At 66.0% G+C, this 18,805-nt stretch carries 16 protein-coding genes and 2 tRNA genes; 2 read left to right on the plus strand and 16 right to left on the minus strand.

All coding sequences use genetic code 11. The features are described from left to right. Positions 1-109 precede the first annotated feature (109 nt). Positions 110-3,274: a ribonuclease R gene (gene rnr / locus ROZ37_RS10760; protein ID WP_312659346.1), complete on the minus strand. Its 3,165-nt coding sequence runs from the start codon at positions 3,272-3,274 to the stop codon at positions 110-112. A gap of 37 nt (positions 3,275-3,311) precedes the next feature. Between rnr and ROZ37_RS10765 the strand changes: the two genes are divergently transcribed. Continuing rightward, a tRNA-Leu gene (locus ROZ37_RS10765) sits at positions 3,312-3,396 on the plus strand. A 178-nt stretch (positions 3,397-3,574) separates the two neighbouring features. Beyond that, positions 3,575-3,659, plus strand: a tRNA-Leu gene (locus ROZ37_RS10770). A gap of 67 nt (positions 3,660-3,726) precedes the next feature. Here ROZ37_RS10770 and ROZ37_RS10775 read toward each other — a convergent pair. The 15 genes from ROZ37_RS10775 to rlmN form a co-directional block, all read right to left on the minus strand. Then, positions 3,727-5,037: an adenylosuccinate synthase gene (locus ROZ37_RS10775; protein ID WP_312659347.1), complete on the minus strand. Its 1,311-nt coding sequence runs from the start codon at positions 5,035-5,037 to the stop codon at positions 3,727-3,729. Between the two features lie 5 nt (positions 5,038-5,042). After that, positions 5,043-6,200, minus strand: coding sequence for an ATP phosphoribosyltransferase regulatory subunit (locus ROZ37_RS10780; protein ID WP_312659348.1), 1,158 nt, complete (start codon positions 6,198-6,200; stop codon positions 5,043-5,045). Positions 6,201-6,205: 5 nt separating this feature from the next. Beyond that, positions 6,206-6,391 (minus strand): DUF2065 domain-containing protein, encoded by a 186-nt coding sequence (locus ROZ37_RS10785; protein WP_312659349.1) that lies wholly within the window; start codon positions 6,389-6,391, stop codon positions 6,206-6,208. 4 nt (positions 6,392-6,395) lie between these two features. After that, on the minus strand, positions 6,396-7,277 hold the full coding sequence (gene hflC / locus ROZ37_RS10790; protein WP_312659350.1) for a protease modulator HflC: 882 nt from the start codon (positions 7,275-7,277) through the stop codon (positions 6,396-6,398). After that, a complete protein-coding gene (gene hflK / locus ROZ37_RS10795) occupies positions 7,277-8,533 on the minus strand; it encodes an FtsH protease activity modulator HflK (protein ID WP_312659351.1) in 1,257 nt (418 codons plus the stop codon). Before hflK ends, hflC begins: the two co-directional genes overlap by 1 nt. Positions 8,534-8,547: 14 nt before the next feature. Then, a complete protein-coding gene (hflX, locus tag ROZ37_RS10800; RefSeq protein ID WP_312659352.1) occupies positions 8,548-9,702 on the minus strand; it encodes a ribosome rescue GTPase HflX in 1,155 nt (384 codons plus the stop codon). Between the two features lie 44 nt (positions 9,703-9,746). Continuing rightward, positions 9,747-9,992 (minus strand): RNA chaperone Hfq, encoded by a 246-nt coding sequence (hfq, locus tag ROZ37_RS10805; RefSeq protein ID WP_312659353.1) that lies wholly within the window; start codon positions 9,990-9,992, stop codon positions 9,747-9,749. A gap of 89 nt (positions 9,993-10,081) precedes the next feature. Then, complete coding sequence (der, locus tag ROZ37_RS10810) at positions 10,082-11,410, minus strand: ribosome biogenesis GTPase Der (protein ID WP_312659354.1); 1,329 nt, start codon at positions 11,408-11,410, stop codon at positions 10,082-10,084. A gap of 14 nt (positions 11,411-11,424) precedes the next feature. Then, positions 11,425-12,564: an outer membrane protein assembly factor BamB gene (bamB, locus tag ROZ37_RS10815; protein ID WP_312659355.1), complete on the minus strand. Its 1,140-nt coding sequence runs from the start codon at positions 12,562-12,564 to the stop codon at positions 11,425-11,427. A 3-nt stretch (positions 12,565-12,567) separates the two neighbouring features. Then, positions 12,568-13,215 (minus strand): tetratricopeptide repeat protein, encoded by a 648-nt coding sequence (locus ROZ37_RS10820; protein ID WP_312659356.1) that lies wholly within the window; start codon positions 13,213-13,215, stop codon positions 12,568-12,570. Continuing rightward, positions 13,202-14,500, minus strand: a complete 1,299-nt coding sequence (gene hisS, locus ROZ37_RS10825; protein WP_312659357.1) for a histidine--tRNA ligase — start codon at positions 14,498-14,500, stop codon at positions 13,202-13,204. Before hisS ends, ROZ37_RS10820 begins: the two co-directional genes overlap by 14 nt. Positions 14,501-14,528: 28 nt before the next feature. Then, positions 14,529-15,785 (minus strand): flavodoxin-dependent (E)-4-hydroxy-3-methylbut-2-enyl-diphosphate synthase, encoded by a 1,257-nt coding sequence (gene ispG / locus ROZ37_RS10830; protein WP_312659358.1) that lies wholly within the window; start codon positions 15,783-15,785, stop codon positions 14,529-14,531. A gap of 7 nt (positions 15,786-15,792) precedes the next feature. Then, positions 15,793-16,719, minus strand: a complete 927-nt coding sequence (locus ROZ37_RS10835) for a helix-turn-helix domain-containing protein (protein WP_312659359.1) — start codon at positions 16,717-16,719, stop codon at positions 15,793-15,795. Further along, positions 16,716-17,516: a type IV pilus biogenesis/stability protein PilW gene (gene pilW / locus ROZ37_RS10840; RefSeq protein ID WP_312659360.1), complete on the minus strand. Its 801-nt coding sequence runs from the start codon at positions 17,514-17,516 to the stop codon at positions 16,716-16,718. Before pilW ends, ROZ37_RS10835 begins: the two co-directional genes overlap by 4 nt. Then, complete coding sequence (gene rlmN, locus ROZ37_RS10845) at positions 17,513-18,739, minus strand: radical SAM protein (RefSeq protein ID WP_312659361.1); 1,227 nt, start codon at positions 18,737-18,739, stop codon at positions 17,513-17,515. Before rlmN ends, pilW begins: the two co-directional genes overlap by 4 nt. Positions 18,740-18,805 lie beyond the last annotated feature (66 nt).

The following is an 18,805-nucleotide window of genomic DNA, read 5'->3' on the forward strand; positions in this document are numbered from 1 at the left end:
GTCCGTTTCCCGCGGGTGCGGTTCCGGCGAGTCCCGCCGGGGTCCCCTGCCCGGCGACGCGCGCTTGCCGGGAGTCCTGTCGTTCGATGGTCTGTTGTTCGCAGGCTTGTTAGCCACGTTTTCCGCCTTTCTTGCTACGTGCTTTCGGCTCGTCGGACACCGGCGTACCGGTCGCCTTCCGGCGTGCCTTGGGTTTATCGGACACCGGGGTACCGGCCGCCTTCTTGCTGGTTGCGGATCGATCGGCGGACGCCGTGCCGGTCGACTTGCGTCGTGCCTTGGGCTTGTCGGCCGTCGGCGTATCGCTCACCTTGCTGCCGGCGTCGGATCGATCCGCGGACGCCGCCCCGGTCGACTTGCGACGTGCCTTGGACTTATCGGCCGTCGGAGCATCGCTCACCTTGCTGCCGACGTCGGATCGGCCGGAGGACGCGGCGGCGTCACTCGCTTTCCTGCGCCCCTTGGACCTGGTGGACTCCGCGATTCCTACGGCCTTCTTCTCCAGCTCGGTTTCGTTGGCGGAAGCCGCGGGCGCGGTCTTCCGGCGCGCTTTGGGTTTATCGGGTTCGGGGGTTCCGGGCTCCTTCCTGCTGGTTTCGGATTGCTTCGGAAGTGCCGAGCGAGTCGCCTTCGCGCGTACTCCGGGTTCGTCGGATACCGCGGCGCCGGACGCCTTCTCGCCCGTTTCCGGCTCGTCGGACGACGCCGCGCCAGACGCCTTCCCGCTCATTTTTGCCGACGCCTCCGCCGCAGCCGCCGAAACTTTTGCGCGCTTCGGCTTGCGCGGTTTCATATTGACGTCGGTCGCCCCGAGCTCGACGCCAGCGATCGGAACCTCCCGGACGCCGTCTTCGCCCGATTCGCCCGACACCTTTTCGCCCACGGCGACAACGGTCTCCGGCACCTCGAACTGCACCGAAGGCTCGAACACCGGGCCCCGCGCCTTCTTGCCACGACCGCGGCGCCGCGCCTCGCCCGGCTCGCCGGCGTGTACCGCAACTTCCGCTTCCGCCCGGTCCCGCTCGGTCTTTCCGACCCGTTCGGTCGCCCGCTGCGGCCCCTCGATCAGCCGGAAATCGATCTTCGTCGTCTCGAGGTCGACGCGCACGACCTGCACCCGCACCCGGTCCGACAGCCGGTAACGCGCCCCGGTGCGCTCGCCGGCCAACTCGTGGCGCGTCTCGTCGAAATGGAAATAATCGCTGCCGAGGTCCGAGATGTGGACCAGCCCTTCGATGAAGATGTCGTCGAGCGCGACAAAGAGGCCGAAGGGTACCACCGCCGACACGCTGCCGTTGAATTCCTCACCGACCTTGTCCTGCATGTAGTAGCACTTCAGCCACGCGACGACGTCGCGCGTCGCCTCGTCGGCACGCCGCTCGGTCGCCGAGCAGTGCAGCCCGATCTCGTCCCAGTCGCCGGCTTCATAGGTCCGGCCTTCGAGCGCCGCCTTGATCGAACGATGCACGAGCAGGTCCGGATAACGCCGGATCGGCGACGTGAAATGCGTATAAGCCTCGTACGCGAGGCCAAAATGGCCGACGTTGTCGGGGCTGTACACCGCCTGGCGCAGCGAACGCAGCATCACCGTCTGCAGCAGCTGCGCGTCGGGCCGGTCCTTGACCTTGTCGAGGAGCTTCGCATAGTCGCCCGCCTTCGGCTCGTCACCACCACCGATGCCTAGCCCGAACTCCGCGAGGAAGCCGCGCAGCTTCTCGAGCTTCTCCGGCGTCGGCCCCTCATGCACACGGTACAACGCCGGGTGCTCACGCGTTTGCAGGAAGTCGGACGCGCAGACGTTCGCCGCGAGCATGCATTCCTCGATCAGCCGATGCGCGTCGTTGCGCACTTCGGGCACAATGCGCTCGATCTTGCCTGCGTCATCGAAAATCATCCGCGTCTCGGTCGTCTCGAAATCGATCGCGCCCCGCTTCGCGCGCGCCTTCAGCAGCACCTGGAACAGTTTGTCGAGAGTCTCGAGCTGCGGGAGCAGCGCGCCGAGCTCTTCGCGCGCGCCGGCGTCCTGGTCGTACAGTGCCGCCGCCACTTTCGTGTACGTCAGCCGCGCATGGGAGAACATCACCGCCGGGTAGAAGCGATACGCCTTGACCGCGCCGGTCGGCGAGATGCTCATGTCGCAAGCCATGCACAGGCGCTCGACCTGCGGATTGAGCGAGCACAGCCCGTTGCTGAGCTTCTCGGGCAGCATCGGAATCACGCGCCGCGGGAAATACACCGAGTTCCCGCGGTCCTGGGCATCCGCGTCGAGCGCGCCGCCCGCCTGCACGTAGTGCGACACGTCCGCGATCGCGACGATCAGCCGGTAGCCACGCCCCTGGCGCTCGCAATACACCGCGTCGTCGAAATCCTTCGCGGTTTCACCGTCGATCGTCACGAGCGGCAAGCGCGTGATGTCCTCGCGCCCAGCCCAGTCCTTCTTGCGCACGTTCGGCGGCAGCTTGCGCGTCTCGGCCTTCGCCTCCGACGTAAACTCGTACGGCATTTCGTGCTTGCGCAGCGCGATCTCGATCTCCATGCCCGGATCTGCGTAATTGCCAAGGACTTCGATGACCTTGCCGATCGGCTGTGCGAACTTCGTCGGCTGGACCAGGAGTTCGACCGTAACGACTTGACCCGGCGCCGCCTTCTTGCCGCCGGGCGCGAGCAGGATGTCCTGGGCGATGCGGCGGTTCTCCGGCACGACGATCAGCACGCCGTGTTCGTTGAGCACCCGGCCGACGATGCGCGTATTCGCACGCTCGAGGATCTCGACGATCTTGCCTTCCGGGCGGCCGCGCCGGTCGGTGCCGGTGACGCGTGCAATCACGCGATCGCCGTGCAGCACCTCACGCATTTCCTTCGGCCCGAGAAACACGTCCGGCTGCTTGTCGTCGCGGATCAGAAATCCGAAGCCGTCGGCATGGCCCGACACGCGCCCGCGGATCAGGTCGGCCTTGTCCGGCAGCAGGAAAGCGTGCCGCCGGTTGCGGATGATCTGCCCATCGCGCTCCATCGCGCGCAAGCGGCGCTCGAATAACGGCGCCTCGTCGTCGGTGACGTCGAGCGCCTCGCAGATCTCATGGAACTCGAGCGGCACGCCGCGTTCCGCAAGGATCTGCTCGACGTATTCGCGGCTCGGCAACGGGTGTTCGTACTGCGTCGCCTCGCGCTCGTAGAACGGATCGGCGCAGCGGACCGCGCTCGGCTCGCGACGCTCGGCCTGTGACGGTGCGCCACTCGGCGCGGGGGTTTTGTTTTTTGGTTTTTTGCTCATTGACATTCTCTGATTCTTACTTATAATGCGCGCTCTTGCCCAGATGGCGGAATTGGTAGACGCACTAGTTTCAGGTACTAGCGCTGCGAGGCGTGGAGGTTCGAGTCCTCTTCTGGGCACCAGTTCTGCAGGAAAGCCGACCATGCGTCGGCTTTTTTGTTTTTCCGATCGTTTTTCTGCGCGATCGCTTTCTTTCGTTTGGCTCCCCGCGCTGCCGCAGCGTTGCTCGCGCAACGCGTCCTGCAGCCGATATCAATCTGCTTTTCCGCAGCACAGCTTGCCGGTATACTTCCATCGCTTGCCCAGATGGCGGAATTGGTAGACGCACTAGTTTCAGGTACTAGCGCTGCGAGGCGTGGAGGTTCGAGTCCTCTTCTGGGCACCAGATCAAAGCAAAAGCCGGTCATTCGACCGGCTTTTGCTTTTGGCGGATCGGGTTTATCCACCCGCTCTCAGACCCCGAACGGGTGACGACGCAGAATCGTCTCGTCGCGCTCCGGCCCGGTCGAGATGACGTCGATCGGGATCTCGCAAATTTCCTCGATCCGGTGCAGATAGGCGCGGGCCTCCTGCGGCAACGCATCCCAGCTCTGCGCACCGAACGTCGTGCCACTCCACCCCGCCATCGTCTCGAAGATCGGCTCGCAACGCACGACCTCTTCGGCGCCCATCGGCAGCAGGTCGATGCGCTGCCCGTCGAGCATGTAGCCGGTGCAGAGTTTCAGCTCGGCCAGGCCGTCAAGGACGTCGAGCTTCGTGATGCACAGCCCGGTCACGCCGTTGATGATGATCGAGCGCTTCAGCGCTGCGAGGTCGAGCCAGCCGCAGCGACGTTTGCGACCGGTCACCGTGCCGAATTCGCGCCCCTTCGTCGACATCTGCTGGCCCGGCGTACCGGCAGTTTCGATATCCAGCTCGGTCGGGAACGGCCCGCCGCCGACCCGCGTGCAGTACGCCTTCGTGATGCCGAGCACGTACTGCAGCCGTCCCGGCCCGACTCCTGCGCCAGCGGCCGCCTGACCGGCGACGCAGTTGCTCGACGTGACGAACGGGTAAGTCCCGTGATCGATATCGAGCAGCGTCCCCTGGGCACCCTCGAACAGCAGGCTGCCGCCCGACTTGTTCACCGCATACAGTTCCGCCGACACGTCGGCGACCATCGGCCGGATCTCTTCGGCATCGGCCATCGCCTGCTCGAAGACCGCATCGAAGCCGACCGGGTCGGCGCCGAGATGTTGGGTCAGCACGAAGTTGTGGTAGTCGAGGTTCGCACGCAGCTTTTCGGCAAACCGCTCGCGGTCGAACAGGTCATACACCCGCAACGCCCGCCGCGCGACCTTGTCTTCGTAAGTCGGCCCGATGCCCTTGCCGGTCGTGCCGATCTTGTCGCCTGCGCTCTTTGCCGCCTCGCGCGCCCGATCGAGCGCCGAGTGATAGCCGAGAATCAGCGGGCAGCCCGGGCTGATGCGCAAGCGGTCGCGGACCTTGATGCCACCCGCCTCGAGCGTACGAATCTCGGACAGCAGATGGTGCGCGTCGAGCACGACGCCATTGCCGATATAGCAGGCCACGCCCTCGCGGACGATCCCCGACGGAACGAGATTCAGCTTGTATTCGTTCTCGCCCACCACGAGCGTGTGGCCGGCATTGTGGCCGCCCTGAAAACGGACCACGCCGCGGGCGTGATCGGTGAGCCAGTCGACGATCTTGCCCTTGCCTTCGTCGCCCCACTGGGTGCCGACAACCACTACGTTCTTTGACATTTACCTCAATCTCCCTGCAGCGCCTCGACCGTCCAGCGGCCGTCGCGCCTGATCAGTTGCCGGTCGCAACCGGCTTCATTCCAGCTACCGTCGTGCCCCGGAAGCGCCGTCATGACGACCTCACCCTGCGCACGCAATTGGTTGATGATGGCCGCCAGTGCGTCGTCGGCCGCTACCTGCGGCGCGAGGATCGCGCCCGGTAGAACCGGATTGGGCAGGCGCATCGCGAGCTCGCGCAAATCGAGACTGAAGCCGGTCGCCGGCCGGCCGCGCCCGAAGGCATCACCGATGCGGTCGTAACGCCCGCCGAGCGCCAGCGCAGCCGGAGAGCTGCCCCCGTAAGCAGCGAAAACCACTCCCGTGTGGTAATGGTAGCCGCGCAGATCGGCGAGATCGAAGCTGATCGGCAAGTCGCCGAGCGCGCCGGCGAGCTGGCTCAGATCGTCGAGCGCCGCGCGGATCTCGCCGTCGGCGGGCAGCCGCGCCCGAGCTTCGTCGAGGATTTCGGCGCCGCCGTAGAGTCCGGGCAGCGCCAGCAGCGCCGAGCGCACCGGCTCCGCCACGTCCGCGACGAGTTCGCGCAGCCCGGGAAGATCCTTCGCCTGGAGCAAGTCGAAGAGGTTTTCTTCGCGCTCCGGCACCAGGCCCGCACGCGCAGCGAGCACACGGAACAGTCCCACGTGCCCGAGATCGATCCGGCTCGCCGGCACATCGGCGAGTCGCATGACTTCGGCCAGCAGCCGGACGATCTCGATGTCCGCATCGATGCCGGCGTGGCCATACAGCTCCGCGCCGAGCTGCAGCGGCTCGCGCGTCGCGGTCAGCGTCGAGGGCAAGGTGTGCAGGACGCTGCCGCAATAGCACAGTCGCGACACGCCGCGGCGATTGAGCAGATGTGCGTCGATCCGTGCGACCTGCGGCGTCATGTCGGCTCGCACGCCCATCGTGCGCCCCGACAGCTGGTCGATGAGCTTGAAGGTCCGCAACTTCAGGTCCTGCCCCGCCCCCGTCGTCAGGGAATCGAGATATTCGAGCAGCGGCGGCAGGACGAGTTGGTAGCCGTGCGCGCGGAACGCGTCGAGCAGCCTGCGGCGCAGACGTTCGATCTTGTCCGCCTCGCCCGGCAACACGTCCTGGATGTGATCAGGGAGAACCCAGCGCATGATAGTCAGGAAAACGTGAACAACAGCAGCGTGCCGATCAGCATGGACGCCAACCCGATGAATCGGATCTGACCGTCGGCGAGCTGGGCAAGCCGCAAAAAGGTGTCGCGCCAAGCTGCCGGCGCGATAAAGGGAAGAAGGCCTTCGATCACCAGCATCAGTGCGAAGGCCATCAGAAGGGTCTGGGCCATCCGGTCAGTTCTTCGTTCCGCCGCCAGAATTCTTCATGAACCTGAAAAATTCCGAGCTCGGGTCGACGACCATCAGATCGCTCTTGTTCGCGAAACTTTCGCGATAGGCCTCGAGACTGCGGTAGAACGCGTAAAAGTCGGGGCTCTGACCGTAGGCGTCCGCGTAGACGGCCGTCGCCTTCGCGTCGCCGGCACCTTTTGCGCGCTGAGCTTCGCGATAGGCTTCGGCAACGATGACCTCGCGCTGACGGTCCGCATCGGCGCGGATCTTCTCGGCGATCGCCGCGCCTTCGGAGCGCAATTCGTTCGCGACCCGCTTGCGCTCCGCCTCCATCCGGCGATAGACCGACTCCGACACTTCGAGCGGCAGGTCGACGCGCTTCAGGCGCACGTCGAGAATCTGGACGCCGATCTTGCGTGCATCCAGGTCAGCGCGCGTCCTCATGTCTTCCATGATCCTGTCGCGCTCGCCGGAGACGACGTCATGCACCGTGCGCCGGCCGAATTCCTCACGCAGCCCGGCATTCACCGTCTGCAGCAGCCGGGTGCGGGCACGGGCCTCGTCGCCGGCGACCGACACGTAATACAGCTTCGGGTCGACGATCCGCCACTTCACGAAGTGGTCGACGAGCACGTTCTTCTTTTCGGCCGTGATGAAGCGCTCGGGCTCGGGGGTATCCATGGTCAGGATCCGGCGGTCGAAATAGCGCACGTTCTGAATCATCGGCCACTTGAAGTTCAGTCCGGGCTTGTCGATGACATCCTTGACTTCCCCGAGCTGGAAGACGACGGCGAACTGGCGCTGGTCCACCGTGAACAGCGTCATCGACGTGAGCGCGATGAAAAAGAGCAGCACACCCGCAACGATCGGCATCTTGTCACGCATCACCGCTCTCCCCGCTCACGGTCGCGCAGCAGGTCGCGGCTACGCAAATCCAGCGAAACATCGGGGCGCGGACTCGGGGCCGGTGCCGCCGGTGCGGCCGCTGCCGGGGCCGACTCGGCCGGCGCCGGCGGATTGACCGTCGCCTGCATCAATTTGTCGAGTGGCATATACAGCAGATTGCCGCTGCCCTTCGTGTCGACCATCACCTTGCTGCTCCTCGACATCACTTGCTGCATGGTCTCCAGATACAGTCGCTCTCGCGTGACTTCCGGCGCGCGGCGGTATTCGGCGTAAACCTGGTTGAAGCGGCTCGCTTCACCTTCGGCATTCGCAACGACGCGTTCGCGATAGGCGTTCGCCTCCTCGATGAGGCGGGAGGCGGTGCCGCGAGCGCGCGGAATCACGTCGTTCGCGTAGGCCTCGCCTTCGTTGCGCAAGCGCTCGCGATCCTGACCGGCCTTCACCGCGTCGTCGAACGCCGCCTGCACCTGCTCGGGCGGCTGTGCGTTCTGCATCGTCACACGGCTGACCAGAATACCGGTGTCGTAGCGATCGAGAATCGTCTGGATCGACTCGTGAGCCGAAGCCGCGATCTGTTCGCGTCCTTCGTAGAGAACGAAATCCATCTTGCTCTTGCCGACGATCTCCCGCATCGCGGTTTCTGCCGCCTGGATCACCGATTCGTCGGGAAAGCGGTTGTTGAACAGGTAGTTTTCCGGGCTCTTCAGCACGTACTGCACGGCAAACTGGATGTTGATGATGTTCTCGTCATCGGTGAGCATCAGCGCCTCGCGCAGCACCTTGTTGCGCTCGGAGCCGCGGTAGCCGACCTCGACCGTCCGCACGCCGGTGAGGTCGACGATCTCGCTGCTCTCGACCGGATACGGCAGCCGCCACCGCAGGCCCGGCTCGGTCGTCTCGGCATACTGGCCGAACCGCAGCACGACGCCGCGCTGGTTCGCGTCGACGATGTAGAAGCCGCTCGCGAGCCAGACGACGAGGATCAGGACGAGCAGGGCGCCGATGCCGCCGCCGAACTGACGGAACGAGATCTGCGGCATCTGCGGACCGCCGCCGTCGCCTCCCCCGCCTGAGTTGCGCCCGCGACGGCCGCCGAACAGGCCGGCGAGCCGCTGATTGAAATCGCGCCAGATGTCTTCGAGATCGGGCGGCCCCTGATTCCCGCCGCGATTGCCATCGCCGCGCTTGCCGTCGTCGTTCCCCTGGTTGCCCCAGCGTGGGTCATTCAATGACATTAGAACGCCTGTAATCACGATTGAATAGGATTGATGTCGGTGGACTGCGGCGGCGACCGGCTGGAATCATCGGCAACAGCCGCTTCGCGGGCCGTTTCGGCCAGAGCGCCCCTGAGCAGCTCCAGTCCGTCCCCCGTCCTGGCGCTCAAAAAAACGCGAACGATCTTACCATACTCGTCCCGAATGACCGCCGGCGCCGCCTGGGTCAGGTCGATCTTGTTCATCACCATGATCTGCGGGACGTCACCGGCGCCGATTTCGGCGAGCACACGGTTGACCGCGTCGACCTGGGCCTCGCGATCTTCGCTCGCAGCATCGACGACATGCAGCAACAGATCGGCGCTCGCGGTTTCTTCAAGCGTCGAATGAAAAGCCGCGACCAGCGCGTGCGGAAGATCGCGGATGAATCCGACGGTGTCCGACAATACGACGTTCCCTGCCTCGCCCACGTACAACCGGCGCGACGTCGTGTCGAGCGTGGCGAAAAGCTGGTCGGCGGCGTACGCACCCGCCTTCGTCATCGCGTTGAACAGCGTCGACTTTCCGGCGTTCGTGTAGCCGACGAGCGACACGGAGAGCACGTCGCGACCCGCGCGGCCGCGACGGCGCACGCGGCGCTGCTTCTCGATGCGGGCGAGGCGCTCCTTCAGCACCTTGACGCGCTTGCCGAGCAGGCGACGGTCGGTTTCGAGCTGCGTCTCGCCGGGGCCGCGCAGGCCGATGCCGCCCTTTTGGCGCTCGAGGTGAGTCCAGCCGCGCACGAGGCGGGTCGACAAATGATCGAGCTGTGCGAGTTCGACCTGGAGCTTGCCTTCGTGGCTGCGGGCACGCTGAGCGAAGATGTCGAGAATCAGCGCGGTGCGATCGATGACACGGCACTCGAGCGCGCGCTCGAGGTTGCGCTGCTGGGCCGGCGACAGCGCATGGTTGAAGATCACGATATCGGCGTCATGGGCGCGCAATGCGGACGCGATCTCTTCGACCTTTCCGCTGCCGGCGAAGAGCGCGGGATCGGGCTTCGCCCGTCGCCCACCGACGACGGCCTCGACGTTCGCCCCCGCGCTTGCGGCGAGAAGCTTCAACTCAGAAAGTCGTTCGTCGAGCGCCCCTTGATTCAGGTCTAGCTGGACGAGAACCGCCCGCTCTCCCGACTCAGGACGCTCGAACATGAGTTCTCGATGCGGCCGGCCAATACCGGCCGGGGGGATGGCGGTCAGCTGTTGCCTTCACCCGGGTCCTGCTGCTGGATATTGACCGGGCGGGCCGGGACGACGGTCGAGATCGCGTGCTTGTAGACCATCTGGGTGACGGTGTTCTTCAGCAGGACGACGTACTGATCGAAGGACTCGATCTGGCCCTGCAGCTTGATGCCATTGACGAGATAGATCGCCACCGGCACGTGCTCCCTGCGCAGCGTGTTCAGAAACGGGTCTTGTAGAAGTTGCCCTTTGTTGCTCATGTTAAACCTCGGAAACTTATAGTTATGTGAATGTAAAGGATTTCATGCTGCACTGCCACATCAGCGAGCAGGTCCTCCCGGCATGGATATCATTCTTTCCCAGCGAACGGATTGTGCGCAGTTCGGAATTGTATCCGTAACGGCGTCCCCTGCAGTTTGAATGCCTCGATGAAGGTGCGTTCGAGGAAGCGGGTGTACGACGCGGGAATGTGCTCGAGCGCCGCACCATGGATCACGACAACGGGCGGATTGTTCCCGCCCTGATGTGCATAACGCATCTTCGGCCGGAAGATGCCGTGTCGCGGCGGCGCCTGTTTCGCGAGCGCAGCCTGCAGCGTGCGCGTGAGTCGCGGCGTCGACAGGTTGACCATTGCCGCAGCGTAGGCCGCGTCAACCGACTTCATCACGCTCGCGACGCCCGCGCCCTTGAGCGCCGAAATGTAGTGGAAGCGCGCGAACGACAGAAAGTTGAGCTTGCGCGCGATGTCCTGTTTGACGAGTTCGCGCCGGTAATCGTCGACGTCGTCCCATTTATTCACCGCGACAACGAGCGCGCGTCCGGCGTCGAGGATGAACCCGGCGATGTGGGCATCCTGCTCGGAAATGTCCTGCGAGGCGTCGAGCACGAGAACGACGACGTTCGACTGTTCGATCGCCTGCAGGGTCTTGATCACCGAAAACTTCTCGACCGCCTCGAACACCTTGCCGCGCCGGCGCAGGCCGGCCGTGTCGATCAAGGTGTAACGGCTGCCGGCGCGCTCGAACGGAATGGCGATCGCGTCGCGCGTCGTGCCGGGCATGTCGAACGCGATGACCCGCTCTTCGCCGAGCAGGCTGTTCACAAACGTCGATTTGCCGACGTTCGGGCGGCCCACGATCGCGATTCGCGGCGAACGCCCTTCATCGTCGTCCGCTTCGTCGTCCTCCGGGAAGGCGCCCAGTACCAGGTCGACAAGCTGCTTGATGCCGTCGCCGTGCGCGGCCGACACCGGCAACGGATCGCCGAGGCCGAGCGAGTGGAAGTCGGCGGCGACCATCGACCGCTCCATGCCTTCCGACTTGTTGACGACGAGATGGACCGGGCGGCCGGCACGACGCAGGCGCGCGGCGATCTGCTCGTCGTGGGGCGTCAGCCCGGCGCGGCCGTCGACCATGAACAGCAGCACGTCGGCCTCGGCGATCGCCTGCTCGGCCTGCCGCGCCATCTCGTGCATGATGCCGTCCTTGGCGACGGGGTCGAAACCGGCCGTGTCGACGACGAGGTAATCGCGCTCGCCCACGCGCCCGATGCCGTAATGACGGTCGCGCGTCAGGCCCGGCTGGTCGGCGACCAACGCGTCCCGGGTCTTCGTCAGACGATTGAACAGCGTGGATTTGCCGACATTGGGCCGGCCAACCAGAACGATGGTGGGTTTCAAGCGCTCATTCCCGCCTAGCGGGCCTCAAAAACGTGGATGTCGCCGTCGCGCGCCTGGACGACGAATCCGTGCGGGCCGAATCGGCGCGGGTCCGCGACGATCGCGTTCTTGCCGGCACGGGCCCGGGCGGCGAACGCTCCGGTCTCCCGATTCAGCAAATGGACATAACCTTCGGAGTCACCGACGGCAACGAAACCGTCGACGACGACCGGACGCGTGACGCCGCGGCGTGCAAGCGCGTCCTGTTTCCATACGCTCGCGCCGGTGGCGGCGTCGAGCGCATGCACCGCGTCGGCGTCATCGGTGATGAATACGAAACGGTCGTCCCGGTCCATGCCGACGCTGCTGGAGAACTCCCGCGACCATAGCGCGTTGCCATTGGAGGCATCGAAGCAGGCGGCGCGCCCCTGATACGCAACGGCGCAGATCTCGCGACGGCCGAGCACGGGCGTACCGGCAATGTCCGCGACGCGCTCGAGCTCGGTGGCACCCCGCGGAGTCGCGACGGTGAGTTCCCAAAGCTGGCCGCCGTTCGCGAGGTTGACCGCGACGAGCTTGCCGCCGGGATAGCCGACGATCGCCACGTTGCCTTCGACCGTGATCCCCGCATAGCTTCGCAGCGCGAGGGGCGGCACCGGGCGCTGGAATACCCAGCGACGCGTTCCGTCATTCGCGTCGAAGCCGATCAGCCGGCTGTCGGAGGCGCGGACGACGACGACGGAGTCACCGACCGCCGGCGGCGCGAGGACTTCAGCGCCCGCGGGGGCGTGCCAGCGCTCATTACCGGTCGCCGCGTCGAGCGCGATGATCTCGCCGCCGGTCGTCACCACGACCGCGAGGCGCCCGTTGCTGCCGACGCCCGCCGACAGCCGCTTCTCGCTTTTGACGCTCCAGACGGCGCGGCCGTTTTCGTACCGCGCGATGGTGCCGTCGTGAGCGGCGGCATAGACCGCCTCATCGACGATTGCCGACTGGAAGACGTACGGACCCGAGTCGCCGACGCGCACCTGCCACAGCGGCTGCAGCTGTGCCGTCGGTTCGATGGCCGCGAGCGGTGCCGCTTTCGGCTCCGATGAGGAAAAGGGATTCAGCGAGGAGCAGCCGGAGAGAACGAGCGCGCCGGCACACGCTACCGTGAAGACGACCTTCTTCATCGCTCAGCCTCCGAGCGCCTGCGACTTGACGCGCACGACTTCGCGCAGCGTCTGCCCGCCTTCGCTCCCGCCCTGCTCGATCGCATCCAGCGCCGCCTGGTAAGCGGCCCGCGCTTCGGTCGGCTTGCCGCTCGCGGCGAGCACGTCGCCGCGCAGATCTTCGAAACGCGCCTTCAGCGTCACGACCGGAGCCGCCTCGAGACGCGCGAGCGCCTCGGCGTACGCACCCTCGTCGAGCAGCACGGCCGCGAGACGCAAGCGGGCGATATCCTTGAACGCAGCGTCGTCACCGTTGGTGGCGAGCCACTCGAGCTGCGCGCGGGCGTTGCGACCGTCACCCTGCGAGAACTGAACGCCAGCCGACAGCAGGGCTGCCATCTCCGCGTACGCTGTGCCGGAATGTTTTTCGATGATCTGGCCGGCCGCTTCCCGCGCCTTCTGCGCATCGCCCTGCTCGGCCGCCTGCTGCACGACGAAATACAGCGCACCCGCTTCGGAAGCCTGCTTGTTCTGATACCAGCGGAACCCCTGCCAGCCGACCGACGCGACCGCGGCGGCAACCGCAAGCGCGGTCACGAATTTCCCGTTCTGCGCCCACCAGGCCCGGAGTTCGGAAATCTGTTCCTGTTCTTGCAGATCATAAACCGCCATCTTCTTCCTCTTCTTCTACGAACAGATATCCGGCCGCGGCAGCGGCGAGGCCGTCGAGCGAAACCCGCTGCTGCCCACCCGGCCCGCGCAGCGGCTTGAGACCGACTTCGCCCGCCGCCGCCTCGTCGTCGCCGATCACGACGGCAAGCGCTGCGCCGCTGGCATCGGCCTTCTTCATCTGGGACTTGAAGCTGCCGCCGCCGCAATGCGTCAACACCGCAAACCCGTGCCCGCGCAGCGCTTCCGCGGCACGGAACGCGAGCCGCTGCGCCGGCTCGCCGGCGTGCACGACATAGACATCGGGCTGCGCACGCTCGGGCTCGCCGCCGCTTTCACTCCAGAGCGCGAGAAGACGCTCGACGCCCATCGCGAAACCGGCGGCCGGCGCCGGCTTGCCACCGAGTTGCTCGACGAGCCCGTCATAACGGCCGCCCGCGCATATCGTGCCCTGCGCGCCGAGCCGCGTCGTGACCCACTCGAACACGGTGCGGTTGTAATAGTCGAGCCCGCGCACGAGGCGATGGTTGATGCGGAACGGGATGCCCGCGTCCTTGAGCAGAACCTGCACGCCTTCGAAGTGCGCGAGCGACTCAGCCCCGAGGAAATCGAGCAGCTTCGGCGCCTGGTCGACGAGATCCTGGAGATCGGGATTCTTCGTGTCCAGGATGCGCAGCGGATTCGTGTGCAGGCGGCGCTTGCCGTCCTCGTCGAGGCGCTCGCGATGCGCCTCGAGATAGGCGACGAGTTCGGCGCGGTGACGCGCTCGCTCATCCGACGAACCCAGCGAGTTGAGTTCCAGCCGGACGTCCTCGAGCCCAAGGTCTTCCCATAGCCGCGCGCACATCAGGATGTGCTCCGCGTCGATGTCCGGTCCGTCGAAGCCGAGCGCCTCGACCCCGATCTGATGGAACTGTCGGTAGCGGCCCTTCTGCGGCCGTTCGTGGCGGAACATCGGTCCGTGGTAATACAGCCGCTGCGGGCCGGCATGCAGAATCTTGTGCTGGATCGCCGCGCGAACGCACGACGCCGTCCCTTCCGGCCGCAAGGTCAGCAACTCGCCGTTCAATGCATCCTCGAACGAATACATCTCCTTTTCGACGATGTCGGTGACCTCGCCGATCGCGCGCTTGAACAGCGGCGTCGGCTCGACGATCGGCATCCGGATCGGGCGATAGCCGTAGCTGCGCAGCCAGTCGCGGACGATGTCCTCGAAATGCTCCCACGCCTCGGCCTCGTCGGGCAGGATGTCGTTCATCCCCCGCACCGCCTGCAGCGGCTGGTTCATCTGTTTCTTTTCTGTCATAACCGGACGGTCAGCCCGCCTTCCTGGTGTATCGCGTCGCGACGTAGTCGTCGACGATTGCCTTGAATTCCGCGCCGATATTGTCGCCGCGCAGCGTCATGCGCTTCTCGCCGTCGATGAATACCGGCGCCGCCGGACTTTCTCCGGTGCCCGGCAACGAGATGCCGATGTTCGCGTGCTTGCTCTCGCCGGGGCCGTTCACGACGCAGCCCATCACCGCGACCGTCATGGTCTCGACGCCGTCGTACTGCTCGCGCCACACGGGCATTTGTTCGCGGACATACGACTGGATGCCGGACGCGAGCTCCTGAAAGAACGTGCTCGTCGTGCGGCCGCAGCCCGGGCACGCGACGACCATCGGCGTGAAGGCGCGCAACCCCATCGTCTGCAGGATCTCCTGCGCGACGACGACTTCCTGCGTACGGCTGCCGTTCGGCTCCGGCGTCAGCGAGACGCGGATCGTGTCGCCGATGCCTTCCTGCAGCAGCACTGCGAGCGCCGCCGTGGACGCGACGATCCCCTTCGAGCCCATACCGGCCTCGGTCAGCCCGAGGTGCAGCGGATAGTCGCAGCGCCGCGCGAGCTCGCGGTAAACCGCGATCAGGTCCTGCACGCTCGACACCTTAGCCGACAGGATGATGCGGTCGCCGCCGAGGCCGTATTCCTCCGCCTTCGCCGCCGACTCCAGCGCGGAGACGATCAGCGCTTCGCGCATCACCGCGGTCGCGTCTCGCGGTTCGGCGAGCTGCGCGTTCGCATCCATCACCCGCGCGAGCACGGACGGATCCAGGCTGCCCCAGTTCACGCCGATCCGCACCGGCTTGTCGTACTTGCACGCGATATCGATGATCGCCGCGAACTGCGGGTCGCGTTTGGCTCCCGCGCCGACGTTACCCGGATTGATGCGGAGCTTCGCAAGCGCCTCGGCGCACGCGGGGTGATCGGCTAGCAGCTTGTGGCCGTTGTAGTGGAAATCGCCGACCAGCGGCACATCGACGTTCAGCGCGAGCAGGCGGTCGCGAATCTGCGGCACCGCCTTCGCGGCGGCCTCGTTATTCACCGTCAGACGGACGATCTCCGAACCCGCGCGCGCCAGCTCGGCGATCTGCATCGCCGTGCCGAGGACGTCCACGGTGTCGGTATTCGTCATCGACTGCACGACGATAGGAGAATCGGAGCCGATGTTCACTCGGCCCACCCGGACCTGACGCGTCGCGCGACGGGCCAGCGCGCCGGAGGCGGGCCCCGAAGAAAGGTTCGTTGCCAATTTCAACTCACTGCACGGTCAGTCTTGCGACACTGACGCGGATGTGGGGAGTCAGGTCGACCGCCTTCCCCTGATACTCGACACCGACCGCGCGCGCGTTGCCGATCACGAGGCCGAACGGAGGCTTGCCTTGCACGGTTCGCGACGTGCCGGCCGCGTTGACGCCCGAATAGAGCACCGAGCCACCGGCGCCCCGCACCTCGACCCAGGACTCGCCGGAGAAGCGGAAAGTGAGATGGGAGGCGTCCGTCGGAGCAGCGGGCGCGCCGGCTTCGGGCATCGCCGCAGCGGCCGGCGCTCCGGTCGCCGCACCCGCCGCGAGTTCCGGCGGAGGCGCAACACCGCGGACCGCTTCCGACGGCACGGCCGGGGCCGCCGCGGCGGGCTCCGCCGGCGGAGCCGGCACCTCTCCGGGAGCGAGGACATCCGACGCATCCGGTACCGGGGCGCTTTGCGGCGCCAGGACCGACGCGTCGCCTCCCGCGGGGTCGCCCGCGGGCGTCTCGAACCAATCGAAGAACCATCCGACGACGACGACCAGCAACAGGATCCCGGCCACCAGCGCGGCCGGCACATGGGCACGCCGCGATTGCCCGCCGCTCGGCATCACGCCGTCGGCATTCGACAGCGGCGCGAGCTCGATCGGCGGCGCCGCCAGGGCCTTGTCGAAACCGGCGAGCAGCGCAGCCCCGTCCATCCCGAGGTAGCGGGCGTAATTGCGAACGAAACCGCGAACGAAGGCCGGCCCCGGCAGCAGGTCGAAGCGGTCGCCCTCCATCGCCTCGACCTGCCGCGCCGTCAACTTCAGCGCATACGCGACGTCTGCGACCGTTTCACCGCGCCGCTCCCGCCCGCGTCGAAGCACTTCGCCCACGCTCGCCGCGTCGGCCGATTCGGTCGCGGGAACGCCCTGATCAAGCCGGACTTCACTCACTCGTAATTTCCCTGATTCATCGCCCGAAACTCCGCGCTGTCGGCGAAGCGCCCGCGCAGCTGTGCGAGGTAGCTCGATTCGGCCTCGTGATTGCCAAGCTTACGTTCGGTCCGCGCGCCAAGCCAGACCGATTCTGCGGTCGGCTCATTCCGCTGATGCAGCTGAATGAGATAGTCGCGCGCGACCGTGTAGGCGCCGCGGCGGTACGCGATCGCCGCGAGATGGTAAATCGCCTGCGCGTTGCCGGCATCGAGCTGGGCCGCCCGTCGAAACTCGGCTTCCGCCGCAACATCGTCGCCGCTCCGCAAATGGCACAGGCCGGCGTTCGTATAGGGCCGGGCGGGCGTCTGGTAATACGGGTTGCGCGCCGCCATCGCGAGCCGTTGCAGCCCTTCCTTTTCCTCGCCCGTCATGCACTGGAACCAGCCATAGCTGTTGTTGAATTCGGGATCGCTCGGCGCCATCGCCAGCGCACGCTGGAAATTTTCGCGCGCCGCAGCATGGTCGTCGATGTACATATAGACGAGGCCCATCAGGTGATACGCCGGCGAGTAGGAAGCGTCGCTCGCGAGCGCGGCCTTCGCCTCGTCGAGCGCAACGGCGTAGCGCCCGATCTGCAGATAGGCGAGCCCGAGGTCGACGTGAACCTTGGCGCTCGCGACGGCGGCGTTCGCCGGCGGGACCTGGGAAACGGGGCGCTCGGCGCTGGCGCCCCCGGCCCCGGGTGCGGTCGCACAGGCAGTGAGCAGAAGCGAAGACGCACAAACGAATGCGGCGACGACCTTCCCTTTCTTCACCGGCGAGCCTCCGTCGCATTCATCAGCCGCACCGTTCGGCGCGTCCGGTCCTTCACCTGTCCGGCCAGTTGCCCACATGCGGCGTCAACGTCCTCACCGCGGGTCTTGCGCGTCGTCGTGACGATGCCCGCATTCATCAGGATCTCGGCGAACCGCCGGATGACCGGCGTCGGCGAGCGGCCGAACTCCGAGTGTGGAAACGGATTGAACGGGATCAGGTTGAATTTGCACGGCACGTCGCGAACCAGTTCGACGAGCGCGCGCGCGTGCGCTTCCGAGTCATTGACGCCGTCGAGCATCACATATTCGAACGTCACGAAATCGCGCGGCGCCCGTTCGAGGTAGCGGCGGCATGCAGCCATCAGCTCCCGCAGCGGATACTTCCGGTTGATCGGGACCAGGCGGTCGCGCAACGCATCGTCCGGGGCATGCAGCGATACCGCGAGCGCGACGGGACATTCCTCACGCAACCGGTCGATCGCCGGAACGATGCCGGACGTCGAAACCGTGACGCGGCGCCGCGACAATCCGTAGGCGTGATCGTCGAGCATCAGCCGCAGCGCGGTGACGACGTTGTCGAAGTTGGCGAGCGGTTCGCCCATGCCCATCATCACGACATTGCTGATCACACGGCCGTCGTGATCCTCGTCATCCGAAACGGGGGATCGCAAGGACTCGGCAGCGACGCTCGCGCGATCGGAACCGCGACCATGACCGCGCCGAGACGGAGTGTCCGAACGGACATCCGCATCCTCCGCGCCGGCGGGCGCCGCCATGCCGCCGAGCAGCTTGTTCGCCAGCCACAACTGGCCGATGATCTCCGCCACCGAAAGGTTGCGATTGAAACCCTGCTTGCCGGTGGAGCAGAACGCGCAGTCCAGCGCACAACCGGCCTGCGACGAAATGCACAGCGTTCCGCGGTTCACTTCGGGGATGAACACCGTCTCCACCGCGTTGGCGCCGCCGACATCGAGCAGCCATTTGCGCGTACCGTCGGCCGACACCGAATCGCGAATCGCCTCCGGCGCGCGGATGCACGCCTCGGCGGAGAGCTTCCCGCGCAGGCTTTTCGCGACATCGGTCATCCGGTCGAAATCGGTCTCCCCGAAGCGGTGCATCCACCGCATCACCTGGCGCGCACGAAAGGGCTTCTCGCCCCGTTCGGCGAACCACTGGACGAGACCGTCAACGTCGAAATCGAGCAGATTGACCCGTGTAAGCATGTATTTCCTGTGTGCCGCCCAAATGCAATCGGCCCGCTATCCCTGAAGAAGCGCGGGCCGATGAGC

Source organism: Aromatoleum sp. (genome assembly GCF_032027225.1).
Lineage (GTDB): Bacteria > Pseudomonadota > Gammaproteobacteria > Burkholderiales > Rhodocyclaceae > Aromatoleum.